The sequence below is a fragment of the Bradyrhizobium sp. USDA 4501 genome, from assembly GCF_054062115.1.
Genome location: NZ_JBSSEX010000001.1, coordinates 9,423,146 through 9,439,982 on the forward strand (window position 1 = coordinate 9,423,146; position 16,837 = coordinate 9,439,982).

The 16,837-nt window shown below is 60.6% G+C and carries 16 protein-coding genes and 1 pseudogene; 7 read left to right on the plus strand and 10 right to left on the minus strand.

What is annotated here, in order from left to right; translation table 11 throughout:
* Positions 1-228: 228 nt before the first annotated feature.
* A complete protein-coding gene (locus ACVWZM_RS44155) occupies positions 229-1,152 on the plus strand; it encodes a DUF2493 domain-containing protein (RefSeq protein WP_456856473.1) in 924 nt (307 codons plus the stop codon).
* Between the two features lie 9 nt (positions 1,153-1,161).
* Here the strand turns inward: ACVWZM_RS44155 and ACVWZM_RS44160 are convergent, their stop codons facing one another.
* On the minus strand, positions 1,162-1,515 hold the full coding sequence (locus ACVWZM_RS44160; protein WP_092082009.1) for a hypothetical protein: 354 nt from the start codon (positions 1,513-1,515) through the stop codon (positions 1,162-1,164).
* Positions 1,516-1,847: 332 nt separating this feature from the next.
* On the opposite strand from ACVWZM_RS44160, the gene ACVWZM_RS44165 reads away from it, so the two are divergent.
* The 5 genes from ACVWZM_RS44165 to ACVWZM_RS44185 all read left to right on the plus strand — a co-directional run bounded on the left by ACVWZM_RS44165 (position 1,848) and on the right by ACVWZM_RS44185 (position 6,093).
* The gene (locus ACVWZM_RS44165) at positions 1,848-2,015 is read left to right on the plus strand and encodes a hypothetical protein (protein WP_456856474.1); all 168 of its coding nucleotides are present in this window, start codon (positions 1,848-1,850) and stop codon (positions 2,013-2,015) included.
* 134 nt (positions 2,016-2,149) lie between these two features.
* Positions 2,150-2,584 (plus strand): hypothetical protein, encoded by a 435-nt coding sequence (locus tag ACVWZM_RS44170; RefSeq protein ID WP_456856867.1) that lies wholly within the window; start codon positions 2,150-2,152, stop codon positions 2,582-2,584.
* A gap of 576 nt (positions 2,585-3,160) precedes the next feature.
* Positions 3,161-3,487 (plus strand): DUF736 domain-containing protein, encoded by a 327-nt coding sequence (locus ACVWZM_RS44175; protein WP_456856476.1) that lies wholly within the window; start codon positions 3,161-3,163, stop codon positions 3,485-3,487.
* A gap of 453 nt (positions 3,488-3,940) precedes the next feature.
* Positions 3,941-4,855 carry a helix-turn-helix domain-containing protein gene (locus tag ACVWZM_RS44180; protein ID WP_456856477.1) on the plus strand — a complete coding sequence of 305 codons (915 nt, stop codon included), beginning with the start codon at positions 3,941-3,943 and terminating at the stop codon, positions 4,853-4,855.
* Between the two features lie 290 nt (positions 4,856-5,145).
* The gene (locus ACVWZM_RS44185) at positions 5,146-6,093 is read left to right on the plus strand and encodes a helix-turn-helix domain-containing protein (protein ID WP_456856478.1); all 948 of its coding nucleotides are present in this window, start codon (positions 5,146-5,148) and stop codon (positions 6,091-6,093) included.
* Positions 6,094-6,510: 417 nt separating this feature from the next.
* On the opposite strand, the gene ACVWZM_RS44190 is transcribed toward ACVWZM_RS44185, so the two are convergent.
* The 7 genes and pseudogenes from ACVWZM_RS44190 to ACVWZM_RS44220 all read right to left on the minus strand — a co-directional run bounded on the left by ACVWZM_RS44190 (position 6,511) and on the right by ACVWZM_RS44220 (position 11,775).
* Entirely contained in the window at positions 6,511-6,735 is a 225-nt protein-coding gene (locus ACVWZM_RS44190) for a hypothetical protein (protein ID WP_456856480.1), read from the minus strand.
* Positions 6,732-6,923, minus strand: coding sequence for a helix-turn-helix transcriptional regulator (locus ACVWZM_RS44195; RefSeq protein WP_092082001.1), 192 nt, complete (start codon positions 6,921-6,923; stop codon positions 6,732-6,734). The genes ACVWZM_RS44190 and ACVWZM_RS44195 overlap by 4 nt, the downstream gene beginning before the upstream one ends.
* A 359-nt stretch (positions 6,924-7,282) precedes the next feature.
* Complete coding sequence (locus tag ACVWZM_RS44200) at positions 7,283-7,858, minus strand: invasion associated locus B family protein (protein ID WP_456856481.1); 576 nt, start codon at positions 7,856-7,858, stop codon at positions 7,283-7,285.
* Entirely contained in the window at positions 7,756-8,055 is a 300-nt protein-coding gene (locus ACVWZM_RS44205; RefSeq protein WP_456856886.1) for a hypothetical protein, read from the minus strand. The genes ACVWZM_RS44200 and ACVWZM_RS44205 overlap by 103 nt, the downstream gene beginning before the upstream one ends.
* Before the next feature lie 65 nt (positions 8,056-8,120).
* Positions 8,121-9,941, minus strand: a complete 1,821-nt coding sequence (locus ACVWZM_RS44210) for a YadA-like family protein (protein ID WP_456856482.1) — start codon at positions 9,939-9,941, stop codon at positions 8,121-8,123.
* Between the two features lie 369 nt (positions 9,942-10,310).
* Positions 10,311-10,643, minus strand: a pseudogene (locus ACVWZM_RS44215) (MobA/MobL family protein); the annotation flags it as partial.
* 526 nt (positions 10,644-11,169) lie between these two features.
* Positions 11,170-11,775, minus strand: coding sequence for a hypothetical protein (locus ACVWZM_RS44220; protein ID WP_456856483.1), 606 nt, complete (start codon positions 11,773-11,775; stop codon positions 11,170-11,172).
* Between the two features lie 191 nt (positions 11,776-11,966).
* Between ACVWZM_RS44220 and ACVWZM_RS44225 the strand changes: the two genes are divergently transcribed.
* Positions 11,967-13,973, plus strand: a complete 2,007-nt coding sequence (locus tag ACVWZM_RS44225; protein ID WP_456856485.1) for an ATP-binding protein — start codon at positions 11,967-11,969, stop codon at positions 13,971-13,973.
* Between the two features lie 379 nt (positions 13,974-14,352).
* Here ACVWZM_RS44225 and ACVWZM_RS44230 read toward each other — a convergent pair whose 3' ends face one another.
* Together ACVWZM_RS44230 and ACVWZM_RS44235 are read right to left on the minus strand one after the other, a co-directional pair.
* Positions 14,353-15,726, minus strand: a complete 1,374-nt coding sequence (locus ACVWZM_RS44230) for an MFS transporter (protein WP_456856486.1) — start codon at positions 15,724-15,726, stop codon at positions 14,353-14,355.
* Positions 15,727-15,803: 77 nt separating this feature from the next.
* Complete coding sequence (locus ACVWZM_RS44235; protein ID WP_456856487.1) at positions 15,804-16,823, minus strand: PDR/VanB family oxidoreductase; 1,020 nt, start codon at positions 16,821-16,823, stop codon at positions 15,804-15,806.
* Between the last annotated feature and the right edge of the window lie 14 nt (positions 16,824-16,837).

Here is a 16,837-nt window from a genome sequence, read left to right on the forward strand (position 1 = left end):
TCGAGAGGGCGATCGGCCCACATGCGGTTCGGACAGGCAATGCCTGCGGCCGACTATTTTCCGGCGCGGCCTATCGGCCGCTTTCCATCGCGAGGCAAAATAGCCGGCCTCCGGCATCCTCCGCTGTCGCTCCGGCCCGGCGCTCGCGCCGGGTGCAGGTCCGCTCCGCCCGTGGGCTCCGTCGCCGTGAAGGCCGCGACGGTCGCGGTCCAGCCAAAGGAGCAAACCATGCGCGAGCATGACGACTTTGAACCCCACCACGAATCGTCACCCACGGATCACGTCCTCAACGAACTGCAGCTCCACGGCTACCGCCCCTTCGCCGACGAGCCCAACCAGCGTCTCTTGCCCGACGGCAATCAGGTCGCAGGCGCGGTTGCCGACATCTTCGACGCCCTGATCTCGACCCTGGAGGACACGCGCCTCGAACCCGACCTCGACGATCTCCTCTGGTCGACCGTCAACGTCTTCCACCGCGCCGCCGAGCGGATCGCCCGCGAACTCGACGACAACGAGCAGGCGCAGAAGCGCTTGCAGCGGCAACAGGACGGCAGCGAGGTGAAATCGGTCGAACTCGAGCGCCAGATCGCCGAGGGCAAGACGCTCATCGAACGGCAGAACGCCTTCGAGCTGATGCGCGACCAGGCCGCCGAACACTACGAACGTCAGATCGGCAAACCGTGGCTCCCTCGCACCGGGTCAAAGGTTAACCATCGCAACCTGACCTCGGCGATGATCGACAGCCGCGACTTCCTGATGGCCAAGAAGCGGGCCGAGCAGGAAGTGCTCCTCCCTCCCGGTCCCAAGATCGTCGTCACCGGCGGACTGGATTTCAACGACCACCGGCTGATCTGGGCCAAGCTCGATCAGGTGCATGAGAAGCACCCGGACATGGTGCTGGTCCACGGCAAATCCCCGAAGGGCGCCGAAAAGATCGCCTCGCTCTGGGCGAAGAATCGCAACGTCCCGCAGATTGGCTTCGCCCCCGATTGGACGAAACACGGCCGGGCTGCACCCTTCAAGCGTAACGACGAAGTGCTTCAGATCGTGCCGAAGGGCGTGATGCACTTCCCCGGCACGGGCATCAACGACAACCTCGCCGACAAGGCCAAGAAGCTCGGCATCCCGGTCTGGAAATTCGGCGGCGCGTAAGCGCCGCCATCACCCGAACAATAGCTGGGGCTGCGTGGACAGCACGATCCACTCCACAATATTCCCGGCCTTTATCGTGAAGCCCCGCTGGCGAAGGGCCGCTGCATCCGCATCGCTCAGCCGACATTGGGTTCCGTGGCTCGATGAGCCGTCTAGATTGACGACCCCGATTTCATTGCCCTTTCGCCCGTAGACGTGCGCATGCGTCTGTCCGACACCATGGGTCGGCTGATCGATGCGGATATTCTTGTCGAAGCGACCATTCACCCATTTGCCTTCGTCAAGCCGTTCGAAACCAGCATTGTCGGCGGAGACGAGAATTTCGGTCAGGACCGGAAGGTTTGCGAACTCACTGAATCTCAAAAACCGTCCTCCGATATGGGGCGTTGAGTGTTCGTGTTGCCGCGCCCGCACGTCCAAATCCATTGTGAATGCACGAGCGTCAGAGCAAGTTAGAAGACATTACTAATCGTGAACCGCATCGGCCAGTCCTCTGAGCAAAAGCACCACCCCCGCTTATCTGCGCTGATCCTTGGTCCAGCCGATGGCCTATCGCCATCAACCCACAAGGGGTCGGACTACGCGAAGCGTGCCGCCGCGCCGGCGTTGCCAGCGCGGTGATTGCGGCCATCGGCCGAACACATCGGGCGCCTGTCAGCGGGGGATGGTCCTCCGCTCAAACAGGAGCTGGATCGATGTCCTTCCCCGACGCACACGCCTTCGCCTTCAGCCTCGCCGCCACCCTGATGGTCACCATCGTCATCTTCCGGGCCGGCGACGGGACGCTCTCGGTCACCCCCGCCGCCGAATACGACGGTGACGAAGCCGCCATCGTCGGCGAAATCGACCCCTTCGCCTCGTGAGAGGCGAAGAAGGTCGCGCGAACGGCGGGTATTGCGCCTTTCCGCTCTCACGGCGATAGATTTTCTGCTAGGTCTGACGTCGCGCCATGGTGGTGGTGGAGGCGCATCCGCCGATTATTTTCGGAGCCACCACCATGATCTTCCTCGGCATCATCGTCAGCATAGTCGCCATCGGATTCCTCTGCTGGCTGCTCTTCACGCTTGCCGTATATGCACTGCCGTTCTTCGCCGGCGTCACGGCGGCCACTTGGGCCTATGGAACGGGAGCAGGATGGCTCGGCGCCGGCCTTGTCGGCTTCGTTGCCGCCGGCCTCACGTTCGGCCTCGGGCAGCTCCTGCTCGCAACCGTGCGGCCGACCTGGGCGCGCCTGCTCATCGCCGCGGCCTTTGTCGCGCCGGCTGTGATCGCCGGCTTCCACGCCACCCACGGCATCGTCAAGCACACCATGCCTTCCGAGACGTGGCAGACCGTGTTTTCAGTTGTCGGGGCTGTTGCTGTCGGCGTCGTGACCTTTGCCCGCATTGCCGGGATGGCAGCTCCCGGCCAGTCCGAGCGCCTGGCCCACTAAGCCTCACGCACCACGTCCACGGGAGACGTGCATCACGAGACGATCGCCCTTCGACATCCGTTGGAGGGGGCTGGGATGGCGCGGCTGAAGGCATGAGCTTTTGGCTATGCGTCACGTCAGGTTGGAGCCCTGTCACCAACGGCGTTGGCGTCGATACCGAGAGATCCGGTGCAGGGGCGTCCCTCAATGCCAGTGGCAGATCGGAAAGGGTCGCGCATCGCGGGCCTGGGCAAGGCAGAGCGAACGCCGGTGATCCCAGAGCCTGTCAGCCTGGCGGTGTCATAGGGGTCGGCCCCGTCTCCGTCTTCGATCCGTTGCTCGACCGCTCCAAACGGCCTCTTCAATGGCCTGATCTGGCCGAAGGACGGCTGCGCCTCGATCGCCTATGCCACAACGGCGCGTCCCGACTTTCTTCCCCTGGGCTGCGCCATTCCTCGCGAAACAACAAAGTCGCTCCTGCGCCATCCTCCGCTGCGCTCCGGTCGCAAGCGATGTGCCGGCGCTCGCCTCCGGCCTGCCGATCGCCATCGAGGCCGCGATGATGCGGGCTCGGAAAACGGAAAACGGAGACTTACAATGGCGACCATCGGCACCTTCAAGAAGACCGGCTCGAACGAGTTCAGCGGCGAAATCGTCACCCTCAGCGTCCAGGCCAAGGGCGTGCGTATCGTCCCCGACCAGCGCGCCACCGCCGAGAACGCCCCCAGCCACCGGGTCCTGGTCGGCCGCGTCGAAATCGGCGCCGCCTGGTCCAAGCGCTCCAACGAAGGCCGCGACTACCTCGGCCTCAAGCTCGACGATCCGAGCTTCAACGCTCCGATCTACGCCAACCTCTTCGATGACGAAGAGGGCGAGGGTTACTCGCTCATCTGGTCCCGCCCCAACGGCCGCCGCGGCGACTGAGGCGACGGGCTCAGGGCCCCGGCCATGGCCGGGGCCGCCTTCGCGTTCAACGAAAGGCCCCGAACGCCATAGCCGTCCCAATGGACGACCGAAATCGACTCACCCGACTTAACCGTCCATCGTCCCATCCAGGTGAGGAGAACCGTTCAGTACGCCGCGAACCAGGGTTTCGCGCTTGCGAATCAAGCGCTCACGCCAGCGCGCCGGCCAATCGCGTTTGGCCCTTTAGGCTGGCGCAAAGGAGCAAGGGCGACTATAATAGTCGCACTCCTGGAATTCCAGTCGTGATGGGAAGTGATCGATCTCGAAGATCGGGACGACGGGATTCCGTTCGTCCATACCTTGATCTGAATCATTGCCCGCTCGGGGTATCTTCGCAATCCCTCGAAACGTGAAGGAGCTTCGCAGGGGCTGAGTACGATTGGGCGGCAGCCCTAGAGAACGAGGCACTATTTGTACGAAGATATAGAAAATCGGTTCGACGATCTTGGGATAAACCAGACCTCGGTCGGCGAAAACCACGACATTCACGTCGTCAAGCACAGCACAGGACCGGCATGGTCCGACCTCTACGTCACCATTACCGAACAGCGGCCACATCACGCGATCCACCCCGCGAAATCGGGCCTCTGGATAAGCATGCCGCTGAACCGGGCCAACGTCCATCGAATCGCCGCCGGACACGACAGACGCGGTGAGATCCAGCCCTACGCAATCAATCTCATGGCGCCCGAAACGCCGTGTGAAGTCGAGGTGCGCGAGAGCTTCCGCGCACTTCACGTCTGTCTCACGCAGAGCTTGCTGCAGGAGATGGCGGAAGAACTCTATGATCGTGACGCACGAGACCTCGAACTCATCTCTTCGTTTGGTAAGAGCGATCCCGGCCTGAGCTATTTGCTTCGTGCGGCGGAACAGGCCCTGCTGGATCCCATGCCGGCGGCCCGCTTGAAAATGGATCATCTGGCGCGCGCCCTGACTGCCGATACCCTTTCCAAATATGCGGAAATGACGCCAGAGCGCATAACACCGAGATCCCCGGAGCGCTTGAGCATGGCGCAGCTTCACAGCGTGACCGATTACATTCACGAGCATCTCGACGTGAATATCGCGCTGAACGATCTCGCGGCTGTCGCCGGGCTCAGCAGGACCAGCTTTATTCGCCGGTTCAAGGCATCCTTGCATCAAACGCCGGACAGGTATCTCTGGCGGGCACGTATCCGGCGCGCCCAGGAACTGCTCGCAGGTTCGCAGCTTCCGATAACCCATATCGCCATGGCTAGTGGCTTCTCCAGCCAGGCACACCTGTCAATCGCATTCAAGCGTGAGACCGGAGTGACGCCATCCGCGTTTCGGCGGGAACGTTCATAACGAACGCAAAGCGCCCTCGCCTTCCCGTTTGGACCAGCGAGGGGTCAGCACGCGAAAGCGGTCACGGTAATGCACCTTGGCGACCGCGGCCTCGCCACCAGGCAATTTGCACGTCTGACTACTGTAGTGTTGGTCGGCGCGCTATTGGAGTTGCGCGGAGACTTTCGCGGCTGCGATTACCCCCCGTGATGCAGTAAATGACCGCACAATAACATTCTGGCTCGCAGGTGAACGTTCTCCGCTCTCCGACACGCTATCGCTCGAACAGTCTCGCTTGGGAGTGGGGACATTTGGGCGGCAGCAATGGAAACGGGGGCACGAATCCGGGCTCAGATCTCGAGGGTCCGGACGACGAGCTCCGGCTGTACCCGCCCTTAATCGGCGCCGCTCAGGATATCACCGTCGTAAGGGCCAGCAAGGGATCGGCATGGTCCGACCTCTTCGTCGTCCTCACCGACGAGCGGCCGCATAGCGTGACCTACGGCGCATTTCCAGGTCTCTGGATGACCATGCAGCTGACCCGGGCCCATATCCGCCGAATTAGCGGTGGGAACGATCTTCGGGCAGAGATCGAGCCCTACGCGATCACGCTCAATGCGCCACAGACGCCGTTGGAGGTCGAGGTGAGCGAGAGCCTCCGCGCAGTCCACGTCTGTCTCAGGGAGAGCTTGCTGCAGGAGGTGGCAGAAGAACTCTATGATCGTGACGCACCAGACGTCGGAATCATCGCTGCGTTTGGTGAAAATGATCCCGGCCTGAGCTATTTGCTTCGCGCGGCGGAACAGACCCTGCTCGCTCCCGTGCCGGCGGCGCGCTTGAAAACAGACTATCTGGCGCGCGCCTTATCCGCCAATGTCCTATCGAAATATGCGGAAATAGTGCCGGGACGTTTGAAGCCGCGATCCCCGGAGCGCTTGAGCGCGGCACAGCTTCAACGCGTGACCGAGTACATTCGGGAGCATCTCGGCATGAATATCGCGTTGAACGAACTGGCGGCTGTTGCGGGCCTCAGCAGAACCAACTTCATTCGGCGGTTCAAGGCATCCTTGCATCAAACGCCCGACAGGTTTCTTTGGCAGACGCGCATCCGGCGCGCCCAAGAGCTGCTCGTCAATTCGCAGCTTCCAATAACGCAGATCGCCATCGCTTGCGGTTTCGCAAGTCAGGCACACCTATCGATCGCATTCAAGCGTGAGACCGGAGTGACGCCATCCATGTTCCGAAGGGATCGTTCATAGCGAAGGCAAGGCGCTGACCGGCAATATCAAATCGCCCAGGTAATTCGCTGAGCAAGCGGCGCTAACTCAAGACCAAGGGCCCATTCGACCACAAGCGGCGTGAAGACGAACTTATAGATCTGCGGTAAAATGGCTGTAAGCTCTTCCCTAACTTCCCCGGTCAACCTCCGTCCTCCCTTCTCTCACGACGCGCCATCATGGCTCTCATGAATGGACGGCACGCCAAGCGTGACAAAAGAGATGCACAGCTGCGTGCATGGAACCTGGACAATATTGCAGTTGCCTATTCAAGATAGGAGCTGCCGGAAGACCATGGCGCGGGTGACATGATTGCTGCCCCGAACGGGCAATGGTTTTGTCTGCCGGGACTAACGCTCGGTCGCGACAACGCGATGGCGACGCGATGAGGCGCGCGTCTTAGGAGGCCGCCCGCCATGTCGGCACCCAGCGCTCCGGCCGAGGCGCGCGGACGAGGTCGGCCCGCGCTTCGACCAGCTCCGCGGGAACGTCGTCTATCATCAGGCGTGCGTCATAGTCGAAGCGCGGCATGACGCGGCCGTTCGCATAAAGGCCGAATGTCATCGAGTACCAGAGCCCGAGCTCCGGCTGCGCGCGTCGCACGCTGGAGCGCATCATGCTCACGGCCGCCACCCGATAGGATTGGCGATCCATCGGTTGATGTCGGACTCATGCCAGCCGGCGCCGTTGGTGCTGATCTTGAGCTGGGCGGGAAAGCTGCCCGCGGCGATCTTGCGATAGATGGTGGAGCGGGACAGCCCGGTGCGAGCAAGGACGGTTTTGAGACGAATGATACGGTCTGGTTCGCGCATGGCTGGCCTGCCTCCTGCTGGCTGTTTCTGACAAGTGCTGAGACCAGACAGAGCGCGCGTTCAGGCACCGTGCAAGACGCAAAATCTCGTCATGCGGCCATAGCGCAGAGACGGCGGCAAATCGGATAGGTCAGATTCCGATGCCGCGCCCTCTGCCAAGAGGTGTGCTCAGTCTTTAATGAGAGATCATCAGATGAAACATCCACGAGCGCAGCAGCCTGCAGCCGCTCCGTCTCGCGAGCGGCCTTCTCCAGCATCTCGCGCAATTCGTGCTTGCGATCATACTCACGTGCTCGAACGCGCGCCTCCGACAACTCGTCGAGCGCCGGGGCTTTTAACTGTCCGTACGTACAGATCCCTCACCGCAGATTCTCCCACGGCGAATGGACCGCCTTCGCTGACTTGTCCGCCGCTTGCGGTGGCACCGCTCCGGTCGTGGCTGTTTTTGGCTTCGGCTTGAGCTGTGGGCTCGGGGGACGAGGCGTCAGATCGGCCAGCGCCAGGCCCACGCCGCGCAAGCCCGCCTCAACCACGATCGGCTGGCCGACCCGCTCGAAACCGATCCTGGCGCTCGTCTCGCGCGCCAGCAGCCCGACCATCGGCCCACTAACTGGGAAGGTCGCAACGCACACCACCTTGTCACAGACAAGCGGCTTTACGAGGCGTGACAGTCCGCCAAATTCCACGGTTACGCCCTCGGCGCTGCCACTGTCGGGCGGCAAGATGAACAGCGCCATCGATCGCCCATCTTTCGCCAGCGCGATCCGCCAGCTGATCATGCTGCCGCCCTCACGGGCGACAGTCTCAAGATAGCAAAGCCGCCGTCCGCCCTTCACCACATCGCAAATCTGAGTCCAGTCCAGGAACGGCCGGATCGTGCGGGTGTAATCGCGCCGGGCGCGACCTGCTTTCCCTGCTCGAACACGCTGGCCCACTCGAACCCGAGCGCAGCCTTTGGCGTGGGCTCGCTGGCTGCCTGCGACGGAACGGACGGGGGCGAGCCTGAAAGGGCCGGCAAGTGAATAACGGGCGATTTCGTGTAACTCTGCTCCGGCATATCTCCAGCGTTCGCCTGCCCGAGCAATCCGATCGCGACACAAGCAGCCGCAATGCCGAAGGCATATCGCTTCATTCGAATAGCTCCGAGCCCTGGGGGAAGTCACGGGCGCGTCCATTAACGACGTGCCCGCTCATGCTTCAGTCGAAAATGTACGAAGCGCCGGCATTCCAGCTTGCGCTGTTCGTATTCGGAGCAAACGAGCCGCCGGCGTGGACCTGTACCGATGGTGTGATCCGATAGTCGAAGCCCGCCGCAATTGCAGTCGCTCCGGCGAAACCACCGACAGCCATCGAGACCGCACTCTGCCGTGGCCTGAGATCAACGCGATTTAGCCCAGCCAAAGCTGCCCCGGTCGCGCCCGCATCGCGCGCCAGCGCGTTCGCCTGCCCGACCCGCTGATCAGTGTAGGCCCGGTCGCTCTGGCTCATTGAAGCCAGACCATCGTTGAATTGCCGCACGTTCACCGCGTCAGTCGCGGCGGTACCGGCAGCAACATTGTGAATCGATACCGGTCCAGCCGAGCCGCCCAGCAGCGTGATTGAGTTCTGCTTCACGCCGTTGATGGCGTCATACTGCACGCCGTTTTCCAGGGCATCGCCAACGCTGCGATAAGTCCGGCCCTGCACCACATAGGTCGGCCCGGAAACAGTGCCGTCGATATTGGCCGACGCGCCACCGCCGAGCGCGTTGGCGACCGAATTTGAAGCCGCAAAGAGCTGTGAGCCGTTGACCGCATCAACCGAGGTCGCGTTGACGGCGCCGGCCGCCACCCCCGTCACAACGCGGTTGCCATCCATGCCCGAGACGTCAACCAACGTACCCCGAGTCTGAGCACCGACCGTAATCGGCGAACTCGCCCCGCCAGCTTGCTGCATAAGCCCGATCGTGCCGCTCTGGATCGAGTTCGTCAGATTGCTAATGCTCTCGTTGGTCTCATAGAGCTGCGAGCCGTTGACCACATCAACCGAGGTCGCGTTGACGGCGCCGGCCGCAACCCCCGTCACAACGCGGTTGCCATCCAAGCCCGAGACGTCAACCAACGTACCCCGAGTCTGAGCACCGACCGTAATCGGCGAACTCGCTCCGCCAGCTTGCTGCACAGGCCCGATCGTGCCGCTCTGGATCGAGTTCGTCAGATTGCTGATGCTCTGGCTGGTCGCATAGAGCTGCGAGCCATTGACCGCGTCGGTCGAGGTCGTCGACAGTTCGCCAGCCGCGACGTTATGCAACGCTACCGGCAATCCGGCGGTGGCGCCGACCATGGTGGCGTCCTGAGACGCGCCGCTGGCCCCCGTTGCGCCGCCGCCCCCGGCTCCAGAGCTCCCGTTCGGCGTCGTGGGTGCGCTCGCGCTGGAGTACTGCACCGGCAAGGACGCCGCCAACCGGTTGATCTGGGTCTCGACCGCGTTGACGGCATCCGTGACCGTGGTGTAGGTGCCGCCGTTGATGAGCGCTGAAAAGCCACCGATCTGGTGCGTGCTAGCGTTGTACGTCGTCATTCCGCCCAACGTCGCCGCTGCAGATTGCCCGAGACTGTCGGTTCGCAGCTGAACACCGTACAGCTGCCCTCCATTGACAGCATCCGTGCTTGTTGCCGAAATCGATCCCGGGGCCAGTCCGGTAATGGTGTTACCGTTGAGGTTGACCGGACCCAATAAGCGAATGCTGGATCCGTTAAGTTGCAGGGTCCCGTCGGTGTATCCGAAGATGCCCGCGGTCGAGTTGCTACCGTCGTTACGCAACCCGCTGTCATTGTAAGCTTCGAAACTGATGTTGTTTGTACAGTTGACAGGCCCGACCACGCCTAAAGTCCCGATCAGGCCGTATCCCGTTCCAACTCCGTTACAAGCGGCGAGGCCTCCGATCCCCGTTGGCGCTGTCTGCGCCATCGACGAACCTGCCAGCACAACCAATGCAATGCTGGTCAACAGACCAGCGCTAATTCCATATCTCGTCATTCCAAGGCTCCCTGCCTGATTGCTTTTGAAGTCAGCGCGACCTTGAAGCCTGGCTTCCATGTCAGACCCGACGAGCGCACTGTCGCATGCGGAACGGCCCTGGCAGACCGGTCCACCATCTTTCGGTCCCTCAGATCAGACCGGGAGGCTCCTCCTTTCGTTGAGTGTGAACCGACGGTTCGCATGGGATCGAAATAGATTTCGGTGACGCGGATTTTCCGCCAACGCGCATTGGACGACGACATCAACCGTCGCGATCAGCAGATTGCGAATATCCTCTCGCTCGAGATCGCGGCCCTCGACGGTGCCGGTCGAATTCATGACGTAGAGGGGCAACATGGACGCCAGCGGAGCTGTTATCGCTTGCGAATCGACGAATTCGGCCTGCACGAAGTCGCGGATGCGATGGACCTGCGTCATCTCGTGCGGCAGGCCGCATTCGACCTCGTGGGCGACTTGCGCGTCCTTGCGAAGTTCGCAGGCTTCGACATCGTTCCAGGGCCGTTCGCGATCGCTCCACTCCGGCGCACCTTCAGGCGATAGCTCCTCGGAATGGATGACGCTGCGTTTGGCAGAAAACTCGTGGCTGCGGTCGAACCGGCGGTCGCGCAGCCGCGAGGCAGAGCGGTAGGCGGCGGACGCCACCGCGCTTGAGCCAGCCCTACGGCCAGTGAACTTGACGTGAAGATGATAGATCGCCATCGCGACCGGATCATCTACACGGCAAAGCGCACGTCGGAACCACTTATAAGCGCGCCCACCCTCGAAAAAATCTCGGGATGGACCGGGGCGTCTCAGCCTGTGCCGGCAACCTTACAGCCCTCCGCAAGGCGTTCAACTATCGTCGCAACATCGACAATTTGAGAACGATTGGAGACGGCACATGCGCTCGCGGCGCTCAAACACAACAAGTCAACGCGCAACCGGCATCAGGCCTCGCGAGCGCGGAATGACATACGGACGTGGCAGGTGGAGCGCCAGCAGCGCGCACGTCATCTGATCGAACTCGGCGGTCTAAATTCCCACTCCCGAAGCCCCCGGTCGGCCGCTGAGCAGCCATCGGACCGCACCGGTGCCTGCCTTGGCCCGATCCGGATTGGCGCATGGACGGCAACGGCTGCCGGGGCGTGCGGATTGTTTGTAACGTTCCCCCAGCCGGCCCCTTTTCGGACTTACGGGATACCGCAGCGCGGGGCGCCTCGCATGAGAGCTGGATGACGGGTCGCGCTTAGTACTTCTCGAAGCTCGGATTGTAGTCTTGGCTTGCAAACTCGGAGAGCACTGAGCGCGCCGTTCGCAGCGCCTTCATTGCCAACGGGCTCGCGATGTCCTTTAGCGGAGCATCTTCTCTAGAGAGTAATATTACAATCCGCAGGAGAACGGCCATTGCCTCGCGAACGAGGTCAAGAGTAGGTTCATCGGCCCAGAAGTCGCCAAACTGGCGCTTGCGTATCTCGCCATGCCATCTTGGATTTCGTGCGTAGACTGGCGTGTTCACGTTGGGGATTGCCATTGCAACACCATGCGCGATGTTGTGTCTGATCGTGAAGCCAGAGCGCGCCGACTTGCACCAACTTTCAAGCAGCGTTTTCTCGTCTCCAGGTGTCAGGCCGGCGGCGAATGTTTCCAGCATTGCAAGCAGGTCGGTGATCACCCTTGCGTCCGTGTCGGGTTTGATACCCTTGGGATCGATACCCCGAAGCCTCCACAGTGCGCGCTCCAGATAATATTCGATGCTGCCAGCAAAGGTTATGATGGCAGCGACTTTCTGGCCGATCGGAGGGCTGAGCCCAAGCAATTCCTGAACTAGATCGGCCCTGCCATACTCAATCATTGCATTTGTCATCGACGTTAAGTCCTAGTGTCGCCACGACCGGAGAAGCGGCGCGAGATCAATGGACGCACGGTCGAATTTCATCGCACCTTTGCAACCTAAACGTTTTTGACCTATACACTCGCGCTTGCCCATAGCGCTGAATATCCGACCAAGCCGCTCGGTTCAATAAGCGGCAGAGGGGGAACGAGTTGAGCAGCATCAATATAAAAAGAGCGGTTGAGAACATTCGCTCGGGCACGACCGTTTACACCCCTGTTATCGAACTCATCGTGAATGCGATCCAAGCCATTCGGGTGATTAAGCCAAAGGGCGGATCGATCGAGGTTACGGTCCTTCGGCACGACCAACCCGACATGATCGACAAAATTGCCCCCGTTGATGGCTTCATCGTTCGGGACGACGGCATCGGGTTTAACGAAGAGCACCGAAACTCCTTCGACACCCTGTATACGGCTCTCAAGGCCGGTGATGGCGGTAAGGGCTTCGGGCGGTTCACATGCCTCAAATACTTTCATCGGTTCACAGTTGAGAGCGTGTTCGCGGATGGCTCAGCGCGGAAGAGGCGTTCGTTCGCCATGGGTCATGGCAACGACATCATAATCGATGAGAAGGTGACAGACGCGGGAGTTACCCCGACCGGATCAGCGGTCACCATCTCAGGCGCGCAAGGCGTCAAGTTTCCGGACAAAGGGCTCGATGTGATCGCGAGGGTCTTAGTTGAAAAGCTACTTCCCTACTTCATAGACCCAAATTCGGAATGCCCCCAGATCGTCATGCGAGATGAGCAGGGCGGCGGCCGTGTGATCCTCAATGACTACCTTGGCCAAACCAATAGACAGATCGTTGAACTGTCTGTGCGGAACAACGAACTGCGTCTCAAGTCTCTCGATAAAGACAAAGATGAAGTGTTCACCGTCCGCGTGTTCAAATTCTACGCTCCCCGCGCGAACAAGAGCAAGATCAGCTTGGTGGCCCATCGGCGAGAAGTCACCGACGTGACGTTGCAGACGTACATTCCTGAATTCGCGGATGAGTTCTATGACAAGACTGATGAAGGTGAGAATGCCAAGGATCGGAACTACATCATAAAAGCATACGTCTTCGGCGATTATCTCGATCGAAACGTCTCGCTGGAGCGCGGAGCTTTCAGCTTTGGAAAAGATAATGATTTGGTCTTTGGCATTTCGCAGTCCCAGATCGAGGCGCAAGCGGCAACGATTGCTCAAGAGGCAGTGGGTCAAGAAATCTCGGCCCGAAGAGAGCGCAAGCAGGCACGTATCAGAGATTACATCAACGATGAAGCCCCATGGCACCGAGGCCTGAGCCGAGAAACTGACTTCTCGTCACTGTCCATGAAGCCTACGCCACAAGAGATCGAACTCCACCTTCAAGCCGCGAAATTTCAGATGGAAACGCGCGTCAGAGCGGAGGTGAAGCAAATACTGTTGAGCAAGGATACCGAGGACCTGAAAGATCGGGTGACGGAGGTCGTTGGAAAAATTTCTCAGACGAGCAAGAACGACCTTATTCACTACGTGTCGTTGCGAAAATGCGTTCTCGAGCTCTTCAATAAGTCGCTACAACTTGGCGATGACGGAAAATACAAGTCCGAAGGCGACGTGCACGACATCGTGATGCCGCGCAAGAAAGACACCGATCAAATCGATTATGACCAGCACAATCTTTGGATACTCGACGAGCGACTAAATTTCACCGAATACGTCGCGTCCGACAAGCCTATGGATGAAAAGAACGGCGACCGAACGGACTTGTCGATCTTCGGCAAGCGTGTTGCATTTCGCGGAGACAACGAGGCGTCCAATCCCATTACGATCTTCGAATTCAAAAAGCCTCAGCGTCACGACTTCGTCAATCCCTCATCCGACGAAGACCCGATCGAGCAGATCGTCCGCTACGTTAACGACATAAGAGACGGAAAATACAAAACGCCCTACGGACGCGATATCCTAGTCAGCCAGAACACGCCATTCTATGGGTACGTGGTGTGCGACTTTCCTCAGAAGGTGAAGAACTGGCTGGAGCGGGAGAAGGATTTCACAGTGATGCCGGATGGCCTCGGCTACTTTCGGTGGTTCCAAAACATCAAACTTTATATCGAGGTCCTGAGTTGGACCAAGGTACAGCGTGATGCCGAAATGCGGAACAAGGTCTTCTTCCACAAGCTAGGCATCTGAGATCATGCATCGCTGCTCCCTTGCGGCCCATCTCTAAAGCAAAAGCCGCCGCTACCGAGTTGAGAACGGTGCGACGGCTTTAGGCTGGATACGCTGCGCTGGCAAGAATATCGCCGGCTTCCTTTAGAGAAACTGTGAGCATGGTAGCGGGGATTCGCTACATCGCTAGAACCCTCTCTTTCGCGGGTCCTATTTTCTTATCGCCGCGCAGCGTAACTGGCTCAGCAGCGCTCCCCCCACCCTGGAGTTATCGGACTTCCCGTGCACTCCTCCTCTTACGCTCTGATCTTCTGGAACCTGGCTCTGCCGCCGACAGCGGCCTAGGATTTGGCGGCGTGGACGATTTTCCCGGGATGCATCTCCGCCGCAGAACCAGCCCTCACGACACCTCCGGCGATATGTCCTCAAGGAGCTGTCCGCGCGTCTCCACGCCGAGCAGACCCACCGTCACTGCGCCAGCAAGGCCGACCGTCGCGAACATCAGGAATACCGCGCTCAGATCGGCATAGGCCATGAACAGACCAACGATATTTGGGCCAACGATCGACGCCACGCGCGCGAAGGCGCTTGCGGTACCGACCCCTATCGAGCGGACTCCGGTCGGATAGAGCTCGGGCGTATAGGTCCAGACCCCAAGGTTGACGAACGAAACCATCATCGACGCGATCGCCGCCAGCGACATCATCGCAATGGCCGACGCATCCTTCGTGACGAAATAAAGGACGATCAACGGCAGGCTCGTGAGACAGAAGGCGCCGATAAAGAAGGTACGGCGTGCGATGCGATCAAGCACCATGGCGCAGATCAGGCCGGAGATGAGCAGCACAAGATTGCCGGCAACGCTGTAGGTCAGAGCCTCGCTGGTGGTCATGTTGTAGCGAGTGCGGAAGATGGTCGGTAACCAGGTCATCAAGCCGTAGAGGATCATCGACGAGCAAAACCACATGATCCATACCAACACCGTTCGCTTGAGGTAGAGCGAATGAAACAGGTGCGAGAACCGGCCCTGTGTCGAGACCTGGGACGCCTGTACGGGCTCTGGCGCCGGAAGTGGCTTGCCGCTCTGCGCTGCGACGACGGCTTCGATCCGGCCGAGGATTCGATCGGCCTCCACCGTTTGACCGTTACGCGCGAGCCAGCGCGGCGATTCCGGAACCAGGCGACGCAGAATAAGCGTCAGCAATGCCGGCACTGCGCCGATGATGAACATCCAATGCCAGCCGAGATGCGGCACCACGAAGATGCTGCTCACGGATGCTGCGAGAAAGCCGACTGGCAGCATAAGCTGGTACAGCGACAGGAAGCGCCCGCGCCGGGAGGATTTGGCGATTTCGCTCACATAGGTGGCGGCAACCGGGATTTCACCGCCGATACCCCATCCCTGCAAGAAGCGAAATAGCGCCAGCGACCAAACACTCCAGGCGAATGCGCAGGCGAAGCCGAACACCGACAGAATCACGATCGTCCAGTTCAGCACGCGAATACGGCCGTAGCGTTCGGCTAGGATACCGAACAGAGGCGCGCCTATCAGCTGACCGGCGAATCCGCTCGACAGAAGAAAGCCGATCTCGGCGGGTTTCAGATGCCACTCCTGGATCAGCGCCGGAATCACGAACGCAATCGCGATTGCATCGAAACCGTCGAAGAAGGTCGCCATTCCGAGAATCGAACGGATCTTGAGGTGCCAGCGTGTGACCGGCAGGCGATCGAGCCGGGCGGCGATGTCGGCGGCGGACATCGGCGACGCGGCCATGGTCCCGTTCGGCGCAGTCTTGTCGTGCATGGTATCCCCCTCTGAGCATTTGGCCCGCTAACGGCTTCTTCAACTCGTCATATGTCGAGCACCAGCCGTGCCGAGCGAGCCCGCGAACAGCAGACCGCGATACGATCATTCGCGGCCAATTCGCTCTCGGTCTGGTACACGTCGCGATGCTCCGGCAACCCTTCGATGACCCCGACAAGGCACGTACCGCAGACGCCCTGCTCGCACGACAACGGCACCTCGACACCGGCGGCATGCAATGCCGATGCGATCGACTGATCGCTCAGGACCGTCACTGTCACGCCGCTGCGCGCCGCGGCGACTTCGAACCGGTCGCCGCCGTGCACGACCGCTGCCGTGAACCGCTCGTGATGAAGTTGATTTTGCGGCCAACCTTTTCGTTGCGCCTCTTCGAGCACCAGGTCGATGAAGGGCGCCGGACCGCACACATAGAGATGCGCGCCGGCAGCAGCCGGCGGGATGTCACGCTGGATCGCGAACTTTTGCTCCTCGTCGCCGTCGTCAAGATGCAGACGGACCCGTTGCGCATAGCTGCTGCGCTCGATTTCGGACGAGAATGCAGCCGCCCCCAGCGAGCGAGCGCAATAGTGAAACTCGAAGTCGGCGCCCTGGCGTTGCAGATGTGCAGCCATGGCGAGCATCGGCGTGACACCGATGCCGCCGGCGATCAGGACACTTCGGACTGCTTTCCCGGCTAACGGAAAGTTGTTGCGTGGCTGGCTGATGGCGAGCCGATGACCCACCTTCACCTCGCGGTGGATACCGGCGGATCCGCCGCGCGACTTGTCCTCCAGCTTGATACCAAGCCGATAGGTCGAAGTGTCGGCCGGATCGCCGCACAGCGAATACTGGCGGACGAGCTTGGGGCCGATGTGAACATCAACATGGGCACCCGCCTCGAATCGCGGCAGAGGTTCGCCGTCAACAGCGGCGAGATCAATGATGACGATACCCTCGCCGGGCTCCTCACGCCGCACCACGGTGACGTCGAGCAGGCCGTTTGCCGCACTGGGCTCGATCACCGGGATTTCCGGCACACTCGTCGCAAGCATCTTTGGTGTGTCCATCAATCGGGCTCCGG

What these genes read in the sequence shown, in the direction of transcription:
- ACVWZM_RS44175 (WP_456856476.1), top strand. Translation starts at nt 3,161, where the DNA reads ATGGCGACCATCGGCACCTTCAAGAAGACCGGCTCGAACGAGTTCAGC.
- ACVWZM_RS44205 (WP_456856886.1), bottom strand. Translation starts at nt 8,055, where the DNA reads ATGAAGCGATATGCCTTCGGCATTGCGGCTGCTTGTGTCGCGATCGGA.
- ACVWZM_RS44155 (WP_456856473.1), top strand. Translation starts at nt 229, where the DNA reads ATGCGCGAGCATGACGACTTTGAACCCCACCACGAATCGTCACCCACG.
- ACVWZM_RS44230 (WP_456856486.1), bottom strand. Translation starts at nt 15,726, where the DNA reads ATGGCCGCGTCGCCGATGTCCGCCGCCGACATCGCCGCCCGGCTCGAT.
- ACVWZM_RS44170 (WP_456856867.1), top strand. Translation starts at nt 2,150, where the DNA reads ATGATCTTCCTCGGCATCATCGTCAGCATAGTCGCCATCGGATTCCTC.
- ACVWZM_RS44165 (WP_456856474.1), top strand. Translation starts at nt 1,848, where the DNA reads ATGTCCTTCCCCGACGCACACGCCTTCGCCTTCAGCCTCGCCGCCACC.
- ACVWZM_RS44235 (WP_456856487.1), bottom strand. Translation starts at nt 16,823, where the DNA reads ATGGACACACCAAAGATGCTTGCGACGAGTGTGCCGGAAATCCCGGTG.
- ACVWZM_RS44195 (WP_092082001.1), bottom strand. Translation starts at nt 6,923, where the DNA reads ATGCGCGAACCAGACCGTATCATTCGTCTCAAAACCGTCCTTGCTCGC.
- ACVWZM_RS44220 (WP_456856483.1), bottom strand. Translation starts at nt 11,775, where the DNA reads ATGATTGAGTATGGCAGGGCCGATCTAGTTCAGGAATTGCTTGGGCTC.
- ACVWZM_RS44210 (WP_456856482.1), bottom strand. Translation starts at nt 9,941, where the DNA reads ATGACGAGATATGGAATTAGCGCTGGTCTGTTGACCAGCATTGCATTG.